A 20,916-nucleotide genomic window follows, 5' to 3' on the forward strand; every position below is an offset into this window, starting at 1 on the left:
GGCGCCGGGCTCCAGCGCCTTTGACTCCGGTTATGGACCGACGAAGGAAGATCATCGGATATCTCCTCGCCCTTATGGCGGTGGTCACCCAGTTGATCTTCGCCGAGCCCGCGGGCGCCGGCGACCGGGGGGACCCGCGGAGCGAGGGGGCGTCCGTCTTCAAGGGCTGGGGCATCGACACCTGCCAGGCCCCCGCGCTGACCACGCTGAGCGCGTGGAAGTCGTCGGACTACCGCGCCGTCGGGGTCTACTTCGCCGGCCGCGCCCGCGCCTGCCCGCGCCAGACGTATCTGAGCGAGCGCTGGCTGGAGGGCGCCGACGACCTCGGCTGGCGCATCCTGCCGATCTACGTGGGCTCCCAGTCGCCCTGCGTGCGGGCGGCGAACAAGAAGGGCTACCCCATCGGCTCCTACCCCTTCGACCAGGGCCAGACGGAGGGCGAGGAGGCCGTCTCCCGCGCCTCCGGCCTCGGCATCGACATCCACAGCCCCCTCTACCTCGACATGGAGGCGTACGACGACAAGGACGGCGACTGCGCCCGTACGACGCTGGCCTTCATCCGCGGCTGGGCGACGGCCGTGCGCAGCGCCGGCTACCTGCCGGGCTTCTACAGCAGCGCCGAGTCCGGGGTGCGGCACATGGACCGGGCCCGCCGCTCGGGTGCGACGTCGCTGCCCGACGTGCTGTGGTTCGCCCGCTGGCGGGTGGAGCCCACGACGGACGGCGAGCCGTCGATCGGGCGCGGCGCGTGGCAGCCGCACCGCCGCATCCACCAGTACAAGGGGAACATCACCGAGTCCCACGGCGGACGGAAGCTGACCGTCGACCGCAACCTGGTGGACGCGCCGGTCGCGATCATCGACTGAGGGGAGCGGGGGGAGGGGGCCGGGCCGTCCCCCGGCCCGTCCCCGATTCCTCTCCCCCTCCGGGAGGTGGGGGTAGCCCCAGCAGTACGACCTGAGGGGGATCGCGCTTCGGCACCTGCGGGCGATCCGCCGGGTACAGGTGCGCTCCTAGCGTTGAGGCATGACAGCAACCACGACGCCTGTGTGCACCAGCGCATCCACCGCCGTGTACCCGTCGTTCTCCTCCTACGTACGGGCACGCGGTCCGGTGCTGCAGCGCACCGCGCGCTCCCTGACCTCGAACCCGTGCGACGCGGAGGACCTGCTGCAGACCGCGCTCACCAAGACCTACCTGGCCTGGGAGCGGATCGAGGACCACCGGGCCCTGGACGGCTACGTACGCCGCGCCCTGGTGAACACCCGCACCTCGCAGTGGCGCAAGCGCAAGGTCGAGGAGTTCCCCTGCGACGAGCTGCCCGAGCCCGACGCGGCCCCCTCGGTGGACCCGGCCGAGCAGCAGGCGCTGCGCGACGCGATGTGGCGTGCCGTGCTGCGGCTGCCGGCGCGGCAGCGGGCCATGGTCGTCCTCAGGTATTACGAGGACCTCACCGAGGTGCAGACGGCCGAGCTGCTCGGCGTCTCCGTCGGCACGGTCAAGAGCGCGGTCTCCCGGGCGCTCGGGAAGCTGCGCGAGGATCCGGAGCTGGCCTGCGCGGCGTAGCGGTGGCGGTAGCGGTGTCGGACCGCGGCTGGCGGCGCGGTATCGCCGCACCGTGAGTACGACCGAGGGGCATAGCGAAACATGGCGCAGGGTGGCGAAGGGTAGCGCGCTTCCCTCGAATGGGTGGTTCCGCGCTCGCGCACCGCTGCATTTGCTGCCACCATGTCGTTCACCCGGTCGGGATACTCCATATTTTGCGCACGGACGCGCCTCCGTTCGAACCGGACCGGATGCCCGGCTCGAACAGAAGCGACGACGATATGATCAATAGGGGGGCGGCTAGCCGGTGATTGCGTTCAGCAATTGCTTGACCTTCGTTCCACCGCTCCGCATGGCGGGGCCGGTGGAGTGGATCAGGCAAGTGCCGGCGACGATCTCCATGGTCAGCAGGCCCGCCGCGTGGGGCTCCATGCGGGCCCCGTGGATCAGCGAGACAAAGATGGCGGTGGCGGCGAGCTTCGTCATCGCCCGGTCGAGGCCCTGGCCGGCGCCGGGGAAGACCCTCGGCTCCCGGGTGCGCGCAGCGTCGGCGCCCGGCCCCTGAGCAGGGGGGCCATCGTTCGTGGTCATGTCAATCTCCTGGGTTGGGGATGCGGATTCCCCGCGAGTTTTTGAAGAGGCCGCGGGGCGTTCAGGCTATGGCCGAAGCAACGGTGGTCCCCCGTCGTACCGAGAGCGCTCCAGGCGCCGTTGACGGGGTTTCCGCAGGGGCTCACGGGCCGTTTCCCGGGCCCGTGCGGAGGGGTTTTCCGTTCTTCGGGTCATCAAGGAATTCACCCGTTCGTGTTGACGCCCGAACATGCCCTTTGTTGACGCCGGAGAAAATATGACGCATTGCCCCGCGGTGAATTCCGCAGTCTCCGGAGCGGGCGGAGAGGCGTCACGGCCCGCTCCAGGGTGTCCCGATCACGCTGTCCGAGCGGCCCCGGGGTAGTGACTTACCGCGAGATACCCCAGCACAATCAGCGGACGACACCCGCCGTACCAGGTCTTACGGGAGGACCCCGGTGCAGAGCACGATGCAGGACGTACCGCTCACAGTCACGCGCATCCTCGCCCATGGCGCGCTGGTGCACGGCGGCGCCACGGTGACCACGTGGACCGGGGACGGCGAGCCACTGCGGCGCAGTTTCCGGGAGGTCGCGGAGCGGTCCGTCCAGCTGGCCCACGCGCTGCGCGACGAGCTGGGGGTGACCGGCGACCAGCGGATCGCGACCCTCATGTGGAACAACAGCGACCACCTGGAGGCGTATCTCGCGATCCCCTCCATGGGCGCCGTCCTGCACACGCTGAACCTGCGGCTGCCCGTCGAGCAGCTCGTCTTCATCGTCAACCACGCCGCGGACCGCGTGGTCCTCGTCAACGGCTCGCTGCTGCCGCTGCTCGCGCCGCTCCTGCCGCACCTCCCCACCGTCGAGCACGTGATCGTCTCGGGTCCGGGCGACCGCTCCGTGCTGGAGGGCTGCCGGCCCCGCGTGCACGAGTACGAGGAGCTGATCGCGGGCCGCCCCGTCTCCGGCTTCGACTGGCCGCAGCTGGACGAGCGGCAGGCCGCCGCCCTCTGCTACACCTCCGGCACCACCGGCGAGCCCAAGGGCGTGCTCTACAGCCACCGTTCGGTCTACCTCCACGCGATGGAGGTCAACGCGGCCTCGGCGTTCGGCCTGACGCCCGCCGACACCTGCCTCCCCGTCGTGCCGATGTTCCACGTGAACGCCTGGGGCTTGCCGCACGCCGCCTTCATGGCCGGCACGTCCCTGCTGATGCCCGACCGCTTCCTCCAGCCCGCCCCGCTCGCCGACATGATCGCCACCGAGCGGCCCACGGTGTCCGCAGGCGTCCCCACCATCTGGGCCGGCCTGCTCGCCGAGCTCGACGCCCGGCCGCGGGACCTGTCCTCGCTGCGCACGGTCATCAGCGGCGGCTCGGCCGCGCCGCCCGCGATGATGCGGGGCTTCCACGAGCGCCACGGCGTGCGGATCGTGCAGGCCTGGGGGATGACGGAGACCTCGCCGCTGGGCTCGGTCGCCTACCCGCCGGCCGGTCTGAGCGAGGAGGAGGAGTGGCCCTACCGCGTCACCCAGGGCCGGCTGCCCTCCTCCGTGGAGGCCCGGCTCGCCGGACCCGGCGGGGAGACGCTGCCCTGGGACGGCACGTCGGCCGGCGAGCTGGAGGTGCGCGGGCCGTGGATCGCGGGCGCGTACTACGGCGGCGCGGTCGGCGAACCGGTGCGGCCCGAGGACAAGTTCAGCCCGGACGGCTGGCTGCGCACGGGCGACGTCGGCACGATCACCGCCGACGGCTTCCTCACCCTCACCGACCGCGCCAAGGACGTGATCAAGTCCGGTGGTGAGTGGATCTCCTCCGTCGAGCTGGAGAACCACCTGATGGCCCACCCGGACGTCGCCGAGGCGGCCGTCGTGGCCGTCCCCGACGAGAAGTGGGGCGAGCGCCCCCTCGCCACGGTCGTCCTCAAGGACGGCAAGGACGCGGACTACGCCGCCCTGCGTGCGTTCCTCGGCGAGCGGGTGGCCCGCTGGCAGCTGCCCGAGCGGTGGGCGGTGGTCGTGACCGTGCCGAAGACGTCGGTGGGCAAGTTCGACAAGAAGGTGCTGCGCAAGCAGTACGCGGACGGGGAGCTGGAGGTCACCGTCCTGGCGTAGCGGAGCGGGCGGTCTCCCGATACGGGAGACCGCCCGGTGCGTCGGCTCTTCAGCGGTGCGTCAGCGGTTCTTGCGCGTCACCGCAGCGCTGCCCGCCCAGCCGATGGCGATCGCGGCGGTCGCGATGGCGCACACGCCGTTCCAGCCCCAGTGGGCGTACGCGGGGCCGGCGAGAGCCGACGCGCTCGCGCCGCCGATGAACGCCGCGACGACGTAGGCCGTGTTGGCCGCCGCGGGCGTGCCGGTCGCGGCCAGTGCCCGGGTCTGGTTGGCGACCTGACCGGCCATCAGGCCCGTGTGGAGGAACACCGCTCCCGCGCACAGCGCCCACAGCTGGTGCCCGCCCAGCCAGAACAGCGGCAGCGAGACGGCCGCGAGGACGTACGCCGTGGTGACGACCCGGGACGCGCCGAAGCGGTCGATGAGCGAGCCCGACACGGGGGCGACCGCCGTCGAGACGAGCCCGAACAGGCCGAAGAGGCCCGCGGACGCGGTGGACAGGTGGAACGGCTCGTCCGCGGTGAGCAGCAGGACGAGCGTCGTCCAGAGGGAGCTCCAGGCGCCGAACAGGCCGCCCTGGCGCAGGCACGCGGCCCGCAGTTCGGACGAGGCCCGCAGCAGGCCCGGCAGTGCGGCGACGGCCTTCAGCGGCCGGGAGGCGCGGCGCGGGCGGGTCTCGGCCGGCAGGATCAGGGCGGTCAGCAGGCCGATGGCGACGGTCAGCGCGGCCGAGCCGAGGAAGACGGCGCGCCAGCCGTACGCCTGACCGGCGAGCGAGCCGAGGACGCGGGCCGCGACGATGCCCGTGAACAGCCCGGCCACGACCGCGGCCACGTGCCGGCCGCGCCGCTCGGCGGGCGCCCGCTCGGCGACGAGCGGCACGAGCAGCTGCGGGACGACCGTCGCGGCGCAGGCCACCAGGACGGCCGCGGCCAGTGCGGGGAGGCCGGGCGCGACCGTCGCCGCGACGAGGGCCGCGCCGGCCACGGCGGACAGCACGGCCACGAGCCGGCGCCGGTCGGCGGTGTCGCCGAGCGGGGCGAAGACCAGCAGGCCGATGGCGTAACCGAGCTGCGCGACGGAGGCGATCCAGCCCGCCGCGGAGGGAGCGACGCCGAAGTCGCGGGCGATGAGGCCGAGGAGCGGGGCCGCGAGGTAGATGTTCGCGGCGGTGACGGCCGTGCAGAGGGAGATGACGGCGAGGAGGACGGTGTTGCCGGCGCGGGCGGGCCCGGGCGCGGGTGCGGATGCGGGTGCCGATACGGGGGCGGCGGGATCTGCGGCTGTGCCGGCGGGTGCGTCTACGGGCGTGGGCATGAGCGGTGGGTCCCCCTGGGCCGTGCTGGGTGTGGCGTGGTGTGGTGCGACGCGGTGCAGCGTGGCGCAACGCGGTGCGGGTATAACCAACTGGTTGGTTATAAGTTTCACGTGAAACAGAACGTGCTGTCAACCGAATAGTTGGTTACGCTGGGTGCATGGCAGCAGTGAGGGATCCCGAGGCCACCAAGGCGCGCATCTTCGCCGCGGCGACCGCCGAGTTCGCCGCCCACGGCATCGCCGGTGCGCGCGTCGACCGCATCGCCCGCGAGGCGAAGGCGAACAAGCAGCTCATCTACGCGTACTTCGGTGACAAGGCCGAGCTGTTCTCCCAGGTGCTTGAGCACGCGCTGCTGGAGCTCGCCTCCGCCGTGCCCGTCGACGCCGACGACCCCGACTGCTACGTCGACCGCCTCATGGCCTACCACCGGGCCCACCCCGAGCTGGTGCGGCTGCTCCTGTGGGAGGGCCTGGAGTACGGGAACGGGGAGATCCCGCACGAGGCGGCCCGGCGCGCCCGCTACGACGCCAAGGCCGAGGCCTTCGCCGCCGCGCAGGAGAAGGGGCGGGTCGACGCGGCGCTGCCGCCGCGGCACCTGCTCTTCATGATCAGCGCGCTGGCCGGGTGGGCCACGGCTGTGCCCCAGTTCCGCCGGCTGCTCGTGGGCGGGGCGGAGGACGACCTGGCCGGGCTGCGCGAGTCCGTACGGACGGCCGCGGCGCGGATCACCCGGCCGGCGGGGGAGCGGGAGCCCGAACCGGGCGCGGCTGGCTGACCGGGCCGGCCTGCTGGGCGGCCTGCTCGGCGGGCCGGTCCGCCGGCCGGCTCAGTCCGTGCCGACCTTCGACAGCAGGTCCACGATCCGGCCCTGCACCTCCGCGCTGGTCGACCGCTCCGCCAGGAACAGCACCGTCTCGCCCGCCGCCAGCCGCGGCAGCTGCGCCGGGTCGATCGCGGGCGAGGTGTAGACGACCAGCGGCGTGCGCTTGAGCAGGCCGTTGCCGCGGAGCCAGTCGACGATGCCCGCGCGGCGGCGGCGCACCTGCATCAGGTCCATCACCACCAGGTTCGGGCGCATCTGCTCGGCGAGCGTCACCGCTTCCGCGTCCGTCGCCGCCCGGGCCACCTGCATGCCGCGGATCTCCAGCGTCGCCGTCAGCGCGTTCGCGATCTGCTCGTGCTCCTCGATCAGCAGCACGCGCGGCGGGTGCATCTCGCTGTCGCGCGGCGCCAGCGCCTTGAGCAGCACCGCCGGGTCCGCCCCGTAGGCCGCGTCCCGCGTCGCCTGCCCCAGGCCGGCCGTCACCAGCACCGGGACCTCGGCCGCGACGGCCGCCTCGCGCAGCGACTGCAGCGCGGTGCGGGTGATCGGGCCGGTCAGCGGGTCCACGAACAGGGCCGCCGGGTAGGCCGCCGTTTGCGCGTCGACCTCCTCGCGCGAGTGCACGAGCACCGGGCGGTAGCCGCGCTCGGTCAGCGCCGCCTCTGTGGACTGGTCCGGGGCCGGCCATACGAGGAGCCGGCGCGGGTTGTCGAGCGGCTCGGGCGGCAGCTCGTCGTCCATGGGGGGCCGCGGCGCGTTCATCACCTCGACCGCGCCGTTGGGGCCGTCGAGGGGCTCCGGCCCCTCCGAACCCTCGTCCGGTGCCCCTATGGCGAACGCCCGCCCCTCCTGGGCGTCGAGCAGCGGCGGGCGCTGCGGCGCTGCGGCGCGGGGCGTCTGCCCCGGCTTCGGCTCCTGCTCCGGTGCGCGCTCGCGCTCGCCCTCAGCCGGGTTGCCGAGCCGCCGGCGGCGGCCCGAACCGCCGCCGGGCACCGGCTCCTGGCCGGGAGCCTGGGCGAACGGCGCGGACTGGCCCAGCGCGCGCACGCTGATCGGCCGCCCGGAGGTGTCCGGACCGCCCTGAGCCGCCGCTGCCGCGCCCGGCTCCTCGGCGAGGGGCCGCCGGGCCCGGCGACGGCCGGTCGGAGCGGGGGCGCCGTCCGGCGCGGGTACGGGTGCGGGGCTGTTCGGGCCGCCGGGCGCGGGAGCCGCGGGGGTGCCGGCGGCTGCCGGGGCGTTCTGCCCGAGGAAGGCGGAGGTGCCACCGCCGGGACCGGGGTTCTCTGCGCCTACAGGCGCGGGTCCGTGGGGAACTCCTGCGCCTACGGGCGCGGAGCCGCCGCTCTCTCCGGGGTGGCTGTTGCCTGCATCAGCGGGTGCGGGACCGCTCGGGCCCGGGAAGGGAGCAGGGCCGTGGGGGACTCCGGCGCGTGCGGGGCCGTTGCCCGCGGCGGCGGGTGCCGGGGCGTTCTGCCCGAGGAAGGCGGACGTGCCACCGCCGGGACCGGGGTGGGGGTTTGCGCTCGCGGGTGCGGGGCCGTTGGCCTGGCCGGGGAAGGCCGGAGCGCTGCTGCGGGCCGGGTGGCCGCTTTCTGCGCCTGCGGTCGCGGGTCCGGCCTGGCCGCCCGGGAAGGGTGCGGGGCCGTGGGCGACTCCTGCGCCTGCGGCTGCCGGGGTGTCCTGTCCGAGGAAGGCAGAAGTGCCGCCACCCTGGCCGGGGTTTCCGGCTCCGGCGGGCGCGGGGCCGGCGTCCTGGCCGGGGAAGGCCGGAGCGCCCTGCCGACCCGGGTGACCTTCGCGCGCGCCTACGGGCGCGGGGCCGGTGCCCTGGCCCGGGCCTCCCCTGCCGTGGCCCGCGTCGGTGGCCGCCGGAGCGTCCTGCGCGAGGAAGGCGGACGTGCCGCCGCCCTGGCCGGGCTGGGGGTTTCCGGGGCTTCCGGCGCCGGTGCGCGTGGGGCCGTTGCCCTGGTTCGGGAGAGCCGGGGCGTCGTTCGGGCCCGGGTGGCCGTCTCCCGCGCCTGCGGGCGTAGGCCCGCTCCGGCCCGGGAACGGGGCCGGGCCGTGGGGGAGGTCTGCACCCGCCGGCGCAGGACCGCTCCGGGCCGGGCCCGTTCCCGCCTCCTCGGCACCCAGGAAGGACGCCGTGCCACTGCGGCCGTTCTGGGGCGGGCCCGTGAAGCGGCCCGCCTCGCCCCGCTCGGGGTGGGAGGCTCCGGGGCCGCGGTCGTCGTCCGCGGGCTTGCGGGGCGCGCCGGGCAGGCCGCCGCCCGCGCCCTGCGGGCGGTCCGCTTCGGCCGGCGGCAGCGCGAACGCCGTCCGCGGCGCCGCGGGCTCACCCGTGGACTGGCCCGGGATCGGGCGCTCCGGGGAGTCCGTGAGGGCCCGCCGCGCGCGGCGGCCCGTCGGGGCCGCGGCCGCGGCGGACTCCGGAGTGCGGTCCGCCTCGGCGGGCGGCAGGGCGAACGCCGTCCGCGGCGCGTCCTCCGCCTGCTGCTGTTGCGGCTGCTCGCGGCGCGCCCGCCGCCCCGTGGGCCCCTGCGGCGGCACGAGCCCGCTCGCGTCGCCCGACGGCGCGGGCTCCTCGTCCGTGCGCGGCTTGGCGCGCCGCCGCCCCGTAGGGGGAGTGTCGTCGTCCCGCGCGGGCTGCTGGGCGGCCGCCGCGCCGTCGCCCGGCGCGTCGCCGTCCGTACCGCGGCGCGCCCGCCGCCCGCCGCCCTGCGTCCCGGCCTCGGCAGCGGCCGGAGCCGCGGGGACCTGCGGCGTCTCCGCCGTGCCGCGCGCCCGCTGGGACGGCACCGGCATGACGGTCGTGGCGTTCATCGTGTCCGTGGCGGACCGCCGCTCCGTGGCGGCCGGGCTCACCGGCCCGGCCTTCGCGGAGACGGGCACCTCCAGGACGTACGCGCTGCCGCCCGCCGCGCCCGGCACGTCGTGGGTCTGGAGCACCCCGCCGTGCGCCCGCACGATGCCGCGCACGATCGGCCCGTGGACGGGGTCGCCGCCCGCGTAGGGCCCCCGGACCTCGATCCGTACGACCTCGCCGCGCTGCGCCGCCGCCACGACGATCGTGGAGTCGCCGGACGGCGCGCCGCCCGCGGGGGCGTTGCCCGTGGCGTCGACGCCCGCGACGTCCGCGATCAGGTGCGCCAGGGCCTGCGCGAACCGCTCCGCGTCGACCTCGGCCTCGATCGCCGGCGCGTGCACCGCGAACTGCGCCCGCCCGGGCCCGATCAGCTCGACCGCGCCCTCGACGCCCGCCGCGACGACCTCGTCGAGCGCGGTCGTCTCCCGCTCCAGCTTGGCCTCGCCGGCGTCCAGCTGCTGGTAGGCGAGGACGTTGTCGACGAGGGTGGTCATCCGGGCGTAGCCGGCGGAGAGGTGGTGCAGGATCTGGTTGGCCTCGGGCCACAGCTGGCCGGCCGGGTCGGCGGCCAGGGTGCCGAGCTCGGCGCGCAGTTGCTCCAGGGGGCCGCGCAGCGACTCGTTCAGGACGGCTTGCAGCTGCGCGTGGCGCGCGGCGAGCGCGTCGTACGGGCGGCGGTCCGTGAAGGTCATGACCGCGCCGACGAGCTGGTCGCCGTCGCGCACGGGCGCCGTCGTGAGGTCGACCGGGACGGCCCGGCCGTCCTTGGCCCACAGCACCTGCCCGCGCACCCGGTGCTTGCGCCCCGAGCGCAGCGTGTCGGCGACGGGGGACTCCTCGTACGGGAACGGGGTGCCGTCCGGCCGCGAGTGGTGGAGCAGCGGGTGCAGCTCCTTGCCGCCGAGATCGCTGGCGCGGTAGCCGAGGATCTGCGCGGCGGAGGGGTTGAGCAGCACGATCTTGCCGGCGGTGTCGACGCCGACGACGCCCTCCGCGGCGGCGCGCAGGATCATCTCGGTCTGCCGCTGCTGCCGGGCGAGTTCCGCCTCGGTGTCGAGCGTGCCGGTCAGGTCGCGGACGACGAGCATCAGGAGCTCGTCGCCGGTGTAGGGCTGGTGGTCGGCGTACGGGGTGCGGCCGTCCTCCAGGTTCGCGCTCGTCACCTCGACGGGGAACTGGGAACCGTCCGTGCGCCGGGCGACCATGCGCGTCGGCTTCGTGCGGCCGTCGTCGCTGTCGGGCAGCCGCATCGAGCCGGGGATGCGGCGCGAGTCGAAGTCGGGCAGCAGGGAGAGCAGTCCGCGGCCGACCAGCCCGGTGCCGGGGACCTCGAAGGTCTCCAGCGCTATGTGGTTGGCGTTGACGACCGTGCCGTTGCAGTTGACGAGCAACAGGGCGTCGGGGAGGGCGTCGAGTATGGCTGCGAGGCGAGCAGCGCCTCGGGATGGCCTGCTGCTCACGACGACGCTTCCTCCCTGGTTACCGCACCTTGCAGACCGCGCCGGGCGGGCTGGCCGCCGCGCCGTGGCGTGTCACTGGAGCGCAGTCTACGGGCTGCCGGGGCGGGCGCGGCGGCGGACGAGACGTGCGGCGAGGCGCGCCGTACGGGCGCTGTGGGGCGTCTGCCGCAGGCCCGACATGTCTTATGTGTCAGACCTTGTGGTGGACATTGCGGTCGGCCGGCACCGTGCCGGCCGGGTGTGCCGGGCGGCGGTCAGCGGATTCCCGGCCAGCCCCTCTCGGGGGTGCCGAGCAGGCGGGAGAACTTCTCCCAGCGCTCGATCTCGCAGCCGTTCGTCCGCTTGAAGTCCGCCCGCACGGGGCGGCCGGCCCACTGGCCGACGACCCGGGCCCGCTGCGGGCCGCCGTAGATCATCGTGCAGACGGTGCCGTCGGGCACGGGGGCGAACGGGTCCTTGCCCCAGGTGGTCTGGCCGTCGATCTGGCGGCAGGCTTCCCGGGCGCGCGGGTGGGTGCCGCCGTCCGGATGGCAGTAGAGGTAGGTGGAGGTCTGGCTGCCGTCGAATCTGCCGCTGTTGCTGATGATCACGGTGAGGTGGTCGAAGCCCTCGGGGTTCGCCGGGGGCATGGGGAGCCCGGCGGCCGGGGCGGCGGACGCGGAGGGGACGGCGAGCAGGGCCACCGGGGCGAGAGCGGCGGCGGCGAGGGCGATACGGCGGAGCAGCATGCGGGACTCCCGGGGGCAGGCGAGGCGGACCGGGGGCGTGCAGGGCCCGGCCGATCCCTTCACCCTTCTAACGCGCCGGGCGGCAACGCGTTGCGCTCCGGAAAACGTCTTTGCCCCGGCCGGTGAAAGCCCGGTACCGTAGGGGTGCGATTGGTGAGCGGCCGCGAGGTTGTGCCATCATCTGCATCGCACCACCCGTGCATGCGCGGGTGGGCTGGAGGCGTCGCCTAGTCCGGTCTATGGCGCCGCACTGCTAATGCGGTTTGGGTTTTAAAGCCCATCGAGGGTTCAAATCCCTCCGCCTCCGCACCACCGGCAAGCCCCGGTCGTCCTTGAGACGGCCGGGGCTTCCGCGTTGTCGGGGGTCCTTCCCTCCGGAGGCTCCGCGGGCTTCCCCCAGGGGCTCCGCGGACTTCCCTCCGGAGGCCCTCCGAGCGGCGTTTTCGCAGGTCGGAGTGGGTGCGGGGAATGGATTTCGCGTCGCGGCGGAGTTCATGTAATGTTGTCCACGCAACGCCGACCGGCAAGAAAACGCCGGGAAGCCGAGCGCTCGTAGCTTAACGGATAGAGCACTTGACTACGGATCAAGAGGTTGCAGGTTCGAATCCTGCCGAGCGCACAGCCGGAAGTCCTCGGACTTCCGACCGTCGCGGGGTGGAGCAGCTCGGTAGCTCGCTGGGCTCATAACCCAGAGGTCGCAGGTTCAAATCCTGTCCCCGCTACTAAGACCGCAGGCCCGGTACCTCAGGTACCGGGCCTGCGGCGTATCCGCGTACCGGTGTGCCGGCGTAGCGGTGCACCGACGAATGCGGAGTCCTCCGTCCCGGTTGAGTGCGTGATTCTCAGGAGAATCACAGAGAGCCGAAAGCTCCCTCTCACGCGCCGCTCGCACCCTCATCCCCATGACGGCCGACCCCTTCCTCCCTCCAGCCCCTCCCGCCCCCGCTCCCGCACCCCTCCTGCGGGAGGACGGCACGCCCGTACGCGTCCTGGTCGTGGACGACGAGGCGTCGCTGGCCGAGCTGCTCCGCCTCGCCCTGCGCTACGAGGGCTGGGACGTGCGGTCCGCGGCGGACGGCGCCGAGGCCGTACGGGCCGCGCGGGACTTCGGGCCGGACGCCGTCGTGCTGGACGTGATGCTGCCCGACCTGGACGGGCTGACCGTGCTGGGCCGGCTGCGCCGCGAACGCCCCGACGTCCCCGTGCTCTTCCTCACCGCCAAGGACTCCGTCGAGGACCGCATCGCCGGGCTCACCGCCGGCGGCGACGACTACGTGACCAAGCCGTTCAGCCTGGAGGAGGTCGTCGCCCGGCTGCGCGGGCTGCTGCGCCGCGCCCGCGCCGTCGCGCCCCGCCCCGGCTCCGTCCTCACCGTGGGCGACCTGGTCCTGGACGAGGACAGCCACGAGGTCTCGCGCGGCGGCACCGACATCCACCTCACCGCGACCGAGTTCGAGCTGCTGCGCTTCCTCATGCGCAACCCGCGGCGGGTGCTCAGCAAGCCGCAGATCCTCGACCGGGTCTGGTCGTACGACTTCGGCGGGCAGGCCAACGTCGTCGAGCTCTACATCTCGTACCTGCGGCGGAAGATCGACGCCGGGCGCGAGCCGATGATCCACACGCGGCGGGGCGTCGGCTACCTCATCAAGCCGGCCGCTCCGGCGTGAGCCCGGCGCCGCCCGCCCGTCCCCGCACGCGTCCGCGCCCCCGGCCCCGCACGCTGCGCACGCGGCTCGTGGTGTCGACCGTCGTGCTGGTCGCCGTCGTGTGCGCGGTGATCGGTACGGTCACGGCCATCGTGCTGCGCAGCTACCTGTACGGGCAGCTCGACGGCCAACTGGCCGAAGTGGTGCGGCGTGCCGCGGCGCCCCGGCCGCCGGACCTGCGGCGCGGCGGCCCGCTGAGCTTCGTGCAGGGCGGGGGCCAGCCCATCGGCACCGTCGGCGCGCTGACCGGGGACGACGGGCGGGTCACCGACTCGGCCGTCAGCACGTCCCCGCGCACCTGGCACGGCGACGGCGACCCCCTGCGCGAGCCGCTGACCGCCGCCCAGAGCGACGCCCTCGCGCGGCTGCCCCGTGACGGGCGGCCGCACGACGTCGGCCTGCCCGGGCGGGGGGACTACCGCGCCCGGTCCGTCACCGCGCCGGACGGCACGACGTACCTGGTCGGCATCCCGACCGCGAGCGTCCAGGAGACCCTCGACACGCTGATCGTGGTGGAGGTGTGCGTCACCGCCGCCGGCCTCGTGGCGGCAGGGATCGCCGCCGCCGCGACCGTACGGCTCGCGCTGGGGCCGCTGCGGCGGGTGGCGGCGACCGCGACCCGGGTCTCCGAACTTCCCCTGCACCAGGGGGAGGTGGCGCTGCACGAGCGGGTACCGGAGGCGGAGGCCGACCCGCGCACCGAGGTGGGGCAGGTCGGTGCGGCGCTCAACCGCATGCTGGGGCACGTGGGTTCGGCGCTGACGGTACGTCAGGAGAGTGAGACACGGGTGCGGCAGTTCGTCGCGGATGCCAGTCACGAGCTGCGGACGCCGCTGGCGTCCATCCTGGGGTACGCGGAGCTCACGCGGCGGACGGGTGCGGGCGGGGGCGCGGGTGACGGTGAGGTGATCGGGCCCCGTACGCGGCACGCGCTCGGCCGCATCGAGTCCGAGGCGCGCCGCATGACCGGCCTGGTGGAGGACCTGCTGCTGCTCGCCCGCCTGGACACCGGCCACCGCCCGCAGGTGTTCGCGGACCTCGACCTCTCTCCGCTCGTGGTCGACGCCGTGAGCGACGCGCGGGCGGCCGGGCCGGGGCACGTGTGGCGCATGGACCTGCCGGCCGAACCGGTGGCCGTACGGGGTGACGCCGCCCGGCTGCACCAGGTGCTCGTCAACCTGCTGGCCAACGCGCGGACGCACACGCCGGCGGGGACGACGGTGACGGCGCGGGTCGCCTCCCGCGAGGGGTGGGCGAGGGTGTCGGTCGAGGACGACGGGCCGGGGATTCCGGCGGAGTTGCTGCCGCATGTCTTCGAGCGGTTCGCCCGGGGGGACGCGTCCAGGTCGCGGGCCGCGGGGGGATCCGGGCTGGGGCTGGCGATTGTGCGGGCGGTGGTGGGGGCGCATGGGGGCCGGGTGGGCGTGCGGAGTGCGCCCGGGCGGACCGTGTTCACGGTCGAGTTGCCGGTTCGGCACCGCCGGACTCCGCCGCGGGGGCTGAGCGCCGTCGCGGCGGAGGGTTAGTCCGCGCGGGCGAGCCTCGGGCTCAAGGGTTCACGGGCTCACGGACTCACAGCTTCGGCACAGGCGTTCCACACCGTGGGGACAGGCCGCCCCGGCAGGGTCGGGGCCATGCCTCCTGACAGCCTGCTGCCGCCGCTTCCCGTTCGCGCGCCCCTGCCGCTGCACGGTCACGGCACCGTGCTCGACGTCGTGATCCCCGTTCACAACGAGGAGGACGACCTGGAGGCGTGCGTGCGCCGGCTGCACGCGCACCTCACGGCGACCTTCCCGTACGGGTTCCGGATCACCGTCGCGGACAACGCGAGCACCGACCGCACCCCCGAGGTCTCCGCCCTCCTGGACGACTCCCTGGAGGAGGTGACCGCGGTCCGGCTGGAGGAGAAGGGCCGTGGGCGGGCGCTGCGCACCGTCTGGTCGATGTCCGAGGCGCCCGTGCTCGCCTACATGGACGTCGACCTGTCCACCGATCTCAACGCCCTGCTGCCGCTGGTCGCCCCGCTCATCTCCGGCCACTCCGACCTGGCCATAGGGACGCGGCTCGCGGGCGGTTCGCGCGTCGTGCGCGGGCCGAAGCGGGAGTTCGTCTCGCGCGCGTACAACGTGCTGCTGCGGACGGGGCTCGCGGCGCGGTTCTCGGACGCGCAGTGCGGGTTCAAGGCGGTGCGCAAGGACGTGGCCGAGCGGCTGCTGCCGCTGGTCGAGGACTCGGGGTGGTTCTTCGACACGGAGCTGCTGGTGCTGGCCGAGCGGGCGGGGCTGCGGATCCACGAGGTGCCGGTGGACTGGGTCGACGACCCGGACAGCTCCGTGCACATCGTCCGCACCGCGACCGAGGACCTGCGCGGCGTGTGGCGCGTGGGGCGGGCGCTCGCCACGGGGGCGCTGCCGCTGGACCGGCTGCGCCGTCCCTTCGGCGACGACCCGCGCGACCGGGCCGTGGCGGGGGTGCCGCGGGGGCTGGCCCGGCAGGTCCTGGGCTTCTGCGCCGTGGGCGTGCTCAGCACGGGCTTCTACCTCGCGCTGTACTCGCTGCTGCGGGCGGTCACGGGCCCGCAGGAGGCGAACGCTGCGGCGCTCCTGCTGTCCGCCCTCGCCAACACCGCGGCCAACCGGCGCCTGACCTTCGGGGTACGGGGCCGGGACCGGGCGGTCCGGCAGCAGGCGCAGGGTCTGGTGGTCTTCGCCATCGGCCTGGCCCTCACCAGTGGTTCGCTCGCCGCGCTGCACGCGGCGGGCGGCTCCCCCTCCCACGGCGCGGAACTCTCCGTGCTCATCACGGCCAATCTGGCGGCGACGGTGCTGCGGTTCCTGCTGCTGCGGGCGTGGGTCTTCCCGGCGTCCTCCGCTCCTGCGACAAGGAACGATCGATGATCACCACCACCACGACGAAGGCCGCCCGGCTGCGGCTCGCGGCGCTGCTCGCCGTCACCGGCGCGCTCTATCTGTGGGACCTGGGCGCGTCCGGCTACGCGAACCAGTTCTACGCCGCCGCCGCGCAGGCGGGCGGCGCGAGCTGGAAGGCGTTCTTCTTCGGCGCGTCCGACGCCGCCGGGGCGATCACCGTCGACAAGCCGCCCGCCGCGCTCTGGCCGATGGGTCTGTCCGTACGGCTCTTCGGGCTCGGCTCGTGGGCGATCCTCGTGCCCGAGGCGCTGATGGGCGTGGCGGCGGTGGGGGTGCTGTACGCGGCGGTGCGGCGGCACTTCGGAGAGGCGGGCGGGCTGCTCGCGGGGGCGGCGTTCGCGCTGACGCCCGTCGCCGCGCTGATGTTCCGCTTCGACAACCCCGACGCGCTGCTGTGCCTGCTGATGGTGTGCGCCGTGGCGTGCGTCCTGCGCGCGCTGGAGGCGGGCCGGACGGCGTGGCTGCTCCTGGCGGGGCTCTGCTTCGGCCTGGCGTTCCTCACCAAGACGCTGCAGGCGTGGCTGATCCTGCCGCCGCTCGCCGTGCTGTACGCGGTGTGCGCCCCGGGCCGGCCCCTGCGGCGGGCGGGGCAGCTGCTGCTCGCCGGGCTGGTGACCGTCGTCTCCGGCGGCTGGTGGGTCGCCGTGGTCGAGCTGTGGCCGGCGGGCTCGCGCCCGTACATCGGCGGCTCGCAGCACAACAGCTTCCTCGAACTCACCTTCGGCTACAACGGAATCGGCCGCATCAACGGCAACGAGACCGGGAGCGTGGGCGGCGGCGGGCACGGGCCCGGCGGGGGCGGCGGCGGTCGCTGGGGCGACACCGGCATCCTGCGGCTGTTCGGCTCCGACATGGGTGGTCAGATCGCCTGGCTGCTGCCGGCGGCGTTCGTGCTGCTGGTGGCCGGGCTGGTCCTGACCCGGCGCGCGGGCCGGACCGACAGCCGCCGGGCGGCGTTCCTGGCGTGGGGCGGGGCGATGCTGATGACCTTCGGGGTCTTCAGCTTCATGTCCGGGATCTTCCACCAGTACTACAACATCGCGCTCGCGCCGTACGTGGCCGCGCTGATCGGCATGGGGGCCGTACTGCTGTGGGAGCGGCGGGCGTTCGCCCTGCTGGCGGCGGTGGTGACGGGCACGGGCGGATGGGCGTACGTGCTCCTGGACCGTACGCCGCAGTGGCTGCCGTGGCTGAAGTGGGCGGTGCTGCTGGGCGGGGTCGTGGCGGGGTGCGCGTTGCTGGGTGCGCGGCGGGTGCATGTTGCGCGGGTTGCCGTGGCGCTGTCCGTGACGAGTGCGCTCGCGGCGCCGCTGGCGTACACGCTGAACACGGTGCGGACGCCGCACGGCGGATCCATCGTGACGGCGGGGCCGGCGGTGAAGGGCGCGGGGCGCTTCGGTGGCGGCGGTGGCGGCATGCGGATGGCGGGGCGCGGCGAGCGGTTCGGTGGGGCGTGGGGTGCGCCCGGAGTGCGTGGGCCCGGTGGGCCCGGCGGCCGTGCCGGGTCTGCCGGGGCCATGGGGAAGCCGTCGCGCGGTGAGGGTGCTCCCGGCGCTCCGGGCGGTCCCGGCGGTCCCGGTGGCGGCATGGGCGGGCTCCTCGGCGGTGCGCGGGTGAGTGCCGCCGCCGCGGCCGCGGTGAGGAAGGACGCATCGGCGTACCGGTGGGCGGCGGCCGCGGTCGGCTCGCAGAACGCGGCGAGCTACCAGCTCGCCACCCAGGTGCCGGTGATGGCCGTCGGCGGCTTCAACGGGAGCGATCCGTCGCCGACGCCGCGGCAGTTCGAGGCGTACGTGAAGGCGGGCAAGGTGCACTACTTCATCGCCTCGGGGGGCGGGGAGACGCGCGGCGGCGGGCGCGGAGGGGAGGAGTCCGCCTCGGCCGGGATCGCGGCGTGGGTGGCGGCGCACTTCACGAAGGTCACGGTCGGCGGAGCGGTCCTCTACGACCTGACGCGGCCGGTGGAGAAGCGGGCGCAAGGCTCGTAGGAAAATTCGCTTGTACGGCGTAGAGGAGCTCTTGTACGGTGTACGCCGACCGGTAGTCGTACACCGTACAAGGGGGATCTCACATGACCGCGCCGACCAAGGAATCACCAAGCGCTGCGGAGGAGTTGCCGCAGCGCAATCCCACGCGCTGGCTGGTGCTCGGCGTGATCTGCCTCGCCCAGCTCACCGTGCTGCTCGACAACACCGTGCTCACCGTCGCCATCCCGTCCCTCACCGAGGAGATGGGTGCCGCGACGTCCGACGTCCAGTGGATGATCAACGCGTACTCGCTGGTCCAGGCCGGACTGCTGCTCACCGCGGGCAGCGCCGCCGACCGCTACGGGCGCAAGAAGCTGCTCGCCGTCGGGCTCGCGCTCTTCGGGATCGGCTCGCTCGGCGGAGCCCTGTCCGAGACGACCGGGCAGCTGATCGCCGCGCGGGCGGGCATGGGCATCGGCGGTGCGCTGCTGATGACCACGACCCTCGCCGTCATCGTCCAGGTCTTCGACGAGGCCGAGCGGACGAAGGCGATCGGGCTGTGGGGCGCGGTGAGCTCGCTCGGCTTCGCCGCCGGGCCGCTGATCGGCGGGGCGCTCCTCAACCACTTCTGGTGGGGCTCGATCTTCCTGATCAACCTGCCGGTGGCGCTGCTCGGGCTGCTGGCCGTCCTCAAGTGGGTGCCGGAGTCCAAGAACCCGGCCGGTGAGCGGCCCGACCTGCTCGGTGCGCTGCTGTCCACGATCGGCATGACCGGGGTCACCTTCGCGATCATCTCGGGGCCGGGGCACGGCTGGACGTCCGGGCGGGTGCTGGTCTCCGCGGGCGTGGGCGTGGTCGTGCTGGCCGCGTTCGCGGTGTGGGAGCGGCGGGCGCCCTACCCGATGCTCGACATGTCGTTCTTCCGCAACCGGCGCTTCGTGGGTGCGGTCTCCGGCTCCATTCTCGTCGCCTTCGGCATGGGCGGGTCCTTCTTCCTGCTCACGCAGCACTTGCAGCTCGTGCTCGGGTACGACCCGCTGGAGACCGGTCTGCGGATGTCGCCGCTGGCGCTCGTCATCGTCGTCCTCAACCTCACCGGGGTCGGGGCGCGGCTCCTGCCGAAGGTCGGCACGCCCGTCTCCATCGCCGGCGGCATGGGGCTGCTGGCGGCGGGGCTCGCGGCGATCGCGGTGCTGGGTGCCGACGGGTACGGCGGGATGCTCTTCGGGCTCGTGCTGATGGGTGTCGGCATCGCGCTGTCCATGCCCGCCATGGCCACGGCGATCATGTCCGCGATCCCGCCGGAGAAGGCGGGCGTCGGCGCGGGCGTCAACGGCACGCTCCAGGAGTGCGGCAACGGGCTGGGCGTCGCGGTGCTGGGCGCCGTCCTCAACTCGCGCTTCGCGGCGCTGGTCCCCGCGGTGGCCGCGGGGGCGGGGTCGCTGCCGGCGGCGCTCGCCGGTGCGCGGACGGACGCGCAGCGGGACGCGATCGCGGACGCGTTCGCCACGGGCGTCCACACCAGCCAGCTGGTCGGCGCGGCGGCGGTCCTGGCGGGCGGCCTCACCGCGGCGCTCCTCCTGCGGAGGGCGGAACGCGCGTCTTAGCCGTGCGGCTCGCCGTCCGGGGCGCGGTTCCGGCGCCGCCGGGCCCTCACGGGGGTGGGCCCGGCGGCGCGGGGTTCGGCGGCGCCGGGGTTGTTCGGGCGGCCCGCCCGAAGGGGGCCGGCCCGGCGGGGCCGGAGCGGAAGTGAGGTCGGCACCGCCGGTCAGGTCGGGGCGTGGTTGCTCGCCGTTGCGGCGGTGGTTGTTCGGGCGGCCCGCCCGCGAGGGTGGACCGGCCGGCGACGATCGGCCTCGCGGCGGGGCCATTGGGGCCCGGCCCTGTTGAATCCGCCGCAGCGGTGATCAGCCCTCGTGGTGGTGGTCGGCGGTGCCGGTCCGGCGGCTGTGAGTCCGGCACCGCCGGTCAGGTCGGGGCGTGGTTGCTCGCCGTTGCGGCGGGGATGTTTGGGCGGTCCGCCCGCGAGGGTGGGGCCGCCGTCGACCAGGCGGCTTCGTCGCAGGGCATAGCATTTCGGGCGTAGGTTGTGGACAGGGAGGCGCAGGGCGATGGCGGGCGGCGGTAGGCAGACGAGCGGTCCGCGGACCAGTGTGTGGCTGGCCGGGAAGCCGGCTTCCGCCCCGCGCCGCGGGGACGACCAGGGCAACCTCGACCGCGACAGGATCGTCGCGGCGACCATCCGCCTCCTCGATGCCGAGGGCCTGGAGAAGTTCTCCATGCGGCGCCTCGCCACCGAGCTCGGCGTGACCGCCATGTCGGTCTACTGGTACGTCGACAACAAGGACGACCTCCTCGAGTACGCCCTCGACGAGATCTGCGGCGAGATGACGCTCCCGGACCCGTCCGACGACAGCGCCGACTGGCGCGACCAGCTCCGCGGCCTGGCCGAGGCGTACCGCCGGACCCTCGCCGCCCACCCGTGGGCCCCGAGCCTCCTCGGCCGTTTCCTCAACCTCGGCCCCCGCTCGATGGCGTTCTCGAACGCCACGCTCGCGGTGATGCGCCGCAGCGGCGTCCCCCAGGACCGGCTCACCGGCGCGCTCGGCGCCGTCTTCCAGTTCGTCTACGGCTTCTGCACGATCGAGAACCTGTACAAGGAGCGCTGCCGGGCCGCGGGCGTCAGCGAGGACGACTACTTCCGGGAGGTCATCGGCATCGTCCACGACAGCCCGGAGTGGACGGAGACCTACCCGGAGGCCGCCGAGATCACCGCGGACTGGGGCAGCGGGGGAAGCATCGCGGAAATGCGGCACCGCGACTTCGAGTACGCACTCGACACGGTGATCGCCGGCATCGAGGTCATGCGCGACCGCCCGAACTGAGCACCCC

General features: G+C 74.3%; 14 protein-coding genes and 3 tRNA genes. 13 read left to right on the plus strand and 4 right to left on the minus strand.

The window, feature by feature from the left end:
• The first annotated feature begins 32 nt into the window (after positions 1-32).
• Together PS271_RS14620 and PS271_RS14625 are read left to right on the plus strand one after the other, a co-directional pair.
• Positions 33-866 carry a DUF1906 domain-containing protein gene (locus PS271_RS14620; protein WP_398382315.1) on the plus strand — a complete coding sequence of 278 codons (834 nt, stop codon included), beginning with the start codon at positions 33-35 and terminating at the stop codon, positions 864-866.
• A gap of 160 nt (positions 867-1,026) precedes the next feature.
• A complete protein-coding gene (locus tag PS271_RS14625) occupies positions 1,027-1,566 on the plus strand; it encodes a SigE family RNA polymerase sigma factor (RefSeq protein ID WP_120755156.1) in 540 nt (179 codons plus the stop codon).
• A 279-nt stretch (positions 1,567-1,845) separates the two neighbouring features.
• Here the strand turns inward: PS271_RS14625 and PS271_RS14630 are convergent, their stop codons facing one another.
• Positions 1,846-2,136 (minus strand): hypothetical protein, encoded by a 291-nt coding sequence (locus PS271_RS14630; RefSeq protein WP_398382316.1) that lies wholly within the window; start codon positions 2,134-2,136, stop codon positions 1,846-1,848.
• A gap of 437 nt (positions 2,137-2,573) precedes the next feature.
• Here PS271_RS14630 and PS271_RS14635 point away from each other — a divergent pair, with 437 nt between their 5' ends.
• Positions 2,574-4,229 carry a long-chain fatty acid--CoA ligase gene (locus tag PS271_RS14635; protein WP_398382317.1) on the plus strand — a complete coding sequence of 552 codons (1,656 nt, stop codon included), beginning with the start codon at positions 2,574-2,576 and terminating at the stop codon, positions 4,227-4,229.
• Positions 4,230-4,289: 60 nt separating this feature from the next.
• Here the strand turns inward: PS271_RS14635 and PS271_RS14640 are convergent, their stop codons facing one another.
• Positions 4,290-5,546 carry an MFS transporter gene (locus PS271_RS14640; protein ID WP_398382318.1) on the minus strand — a complete coding sequence of 419 codons (1,257 nt, stop codon included), beginning with the start codon at positions 5,544-5,546 and terminating at the stop codon, positions 4,290-4,292.
• 158 nt (positions 5,547-5,704) lie between these two features.
• Between PS271_RS14640 and PS271_RS14645 the strand changes: the two genes are divergently transcribed.
• The gene (locus PS271_RS14645; protein ID WP_398382319.1) at positions 5,705-6,322 is read left to right on the plus strand and encodes a TetR/AcrR family transcriptional regulator; all 618 of its coding nucleotides are present in this window, start codon (positions 5,705-5,707) and stop codon (positions 6,320-6,322) included.
• Positions 6,323-6,373: 51 nt separating this feature from the next.
• Here the strand turns inward: PS271_RS14645 and PS271_RS14650 are convergent, their stop codons facing one another.
• The gene (locus PS271_RS14650; RefSeq protein ID WP_398382320.1) at positions 6,374-10,693 is read right to left on the minus strand and encodes a response regulator; all 4,320 of its coding nucleotides are present in this window, start codon (positions 10,691-10,693) and stop codon (positions 6,374-6,376) included.
• Positions 10,694-10,947: 254 nt separating this feature from the next.
• Entirely contained in the window at positions 10,948-11,421 is a 474-nt protein-coding gene (locus tag PS271_RS14655) for an SSI family serine proteinase inhibitor (protein WP_398382321.1), read from the minus strand.
• Positions 11,422-11,637: 216 nt separating this feature from the next.
• On the opposite strand from PS271_RS14655, the gene PS271_RS14660 reads away from it, so the two are divergent.
• The 9 genes from PS271_RS14660 (at position 11,638) to PS271_RS14700 (ending at position 20,909) form a co-directional block, all read left to right on the plus strand.
• Positions 11,638-11,728, plus strand: a tRNA-Ser gene (locus tag PS271_RS14660).
• Positions 11,729-11,967: 239 nt separating this feature from the next.
• Positions 11,968-12,040 (plus strand) — tRNA-Arg (locus PS271_RS14665).
• Between the two features lie 29 nt (positions 12,041-12,069).
• Positions 12,070-12,143: transfer RNA gene (locus PS271_RS14670), tRNA-Met, on the plus strand.
• Between the two features lie 180 nt (positions 12,144-12,323).
• Complete coding sequence (locus PS271_RS14675) at positions 12,324-13,088, plus strand: response regulator transcription factor (RefSeq protein ID WP_398382322.1); 765 nt, start codon at positions 12,324-12,326, stop codon at positions 13,086-13,088.
• A gap of 71 nt (positions 13,089-13,159) precedes the next feature.
• Positions 13,160-14,653, plus strand: a complete 1,494-nt coding sequence (locus PS271_RS14680) for a sensor histidine kinase (RefSeq protein ID WP_398382323.1) — start codon at positions 13,160-13,162, stop codon at positions 14,651-14,653.
• A 108-nt stretch (positions 14,654-14,761) separates the two neighbouring features.
• Positions 14,762-16,024, plus strand: a complete 1,263-nt coding sequence (locus tag PS271_RS14685) for a bifunctional glycosyltransferase family 2/GtrA family protein (protein WP_398382324.1) — start codon at positions 14,762-14,764, stop codon at positions 16,022-16,024.
• Positions 16,021-18,045: an ArnT family glycosyltransferase gene (locus PS271_RS14690; RefSeq protein WP_398382325.1), complete on the plus strand. Its 2,025-nt coding sequence runs from the start codon at positions 16,021-16,023 to the stop codon at positions 18,043-18,045. The genes PS271_RS14685 and PS271_RS14690 overlap by 4 nt, the downstream gene beginning before the upstream one ends.
• An 83-nt stretch (positions 18,046-18,128) precedes the next feature.
• Positions 18,129-19,631, plus strand: coding sequence for an MFS transporter (locus PS271_RS14695; protein WP_398382326.1), 1,503 nt, complete (start codon positions 18,129-18,131; stop codon positions 19,629-19,631).
• A gap of 504 nt (positions 19,632-20,135) precedes the next feature.
• A complete protein-coding gene (locus tag PS271_RS14700) occupies positions 20,136-20,909 on the plus strand; it encodes a TetR/AcrR family transcriptional regulator (RefSeq protein ID WP_398382327.1) in 774 nt (257 codons plus the stop codon).
• The last annotated feature ends 7 nt before the right edge of the window (positions 20,910-20,916 follow it).

The organism is Streptomyces sp. SCA2-17 (assembly GCF_044336695.1).

Bases quoted from the DNA above. Each gene is read 5' to 3' on its own strand.
- PS271_RS14620 (WP_398382315.1), top strand. From the start codon at position 33: ATGGACCGACGAAGGAAGATCATCGGATATCTCCTCGCCCTTATGGCG.
- PS271_RS14625 (WP_120755156.1), top strand. From the start codon at position 1,027: ATGACAGCAACCACGACGCCTGTGTGCACCAGCGCATCCACCGCCGTG.
- PS271_RS14630 (WP_398382316.1), bottom strand. From the start codon at position 2,136: ATGACCACGAACGATGGCCCCCCTGCTCAGGGGCCGGGCGCCGACGCT.
- PS271_RS14640 (WP_398382318.1), bottom strand. From the start codon at position 5,546: ATGCCCACGCCCGTAGACGCACCCGCCGGCACAGCCGCAGATCCCGCC.
- PS271_RS14645 (WP_398382319.1), top strand. From the start codon at position 5,705: ATGGCAGCAGTGAGGGATCCCGAGGCCACCAAGGCGCGCATCTTCGCC.
- PS271_RS14655 (WP_398382321.1), bottom strand. From the start codon at position 11,421: ATGCTGCTCCGCCGTATCGCCCTCGCCGCCGCCGCTCTCGCCCCGGTG.
- PS271_RS14675 (WP_398382322.1), top strand. From the start codon at position 12,324: ATGACGGCCGACCCCTTCCTCCCTCCAGCCCCTCCCGCCCCCGCTCCC.
- PS271_RS14685 (WP_398382324.1), top strand. From the start codon at position 14,762: ATGCCTCCTGACAGCCTGCTGCCGCCGCTTCCCGTTCGCGCGCCCCTG.
- PS271_RS14690 (WP_398382325.1), top strand. From the start codon at position 16,021: ATGATCACCACCACCACGACGAAGGCCGCCCGGCTGCGGCTCGCGGCG.
- PS271_RS14695 (WP_398382326.1), top strand. From the start codon at position 18,129: ATGACCGCGCCGACCAAGGAATCACCAAGCGCTGCGGAGGAGTTGCCG.
- PS271_RS14700 (WP_398382327.1), top strand. From the start codon at position 20,136: ATGGCGGGCGGCGGTAGGCAGACGAGCGGTCCGCGGACCAGTGTGTGG.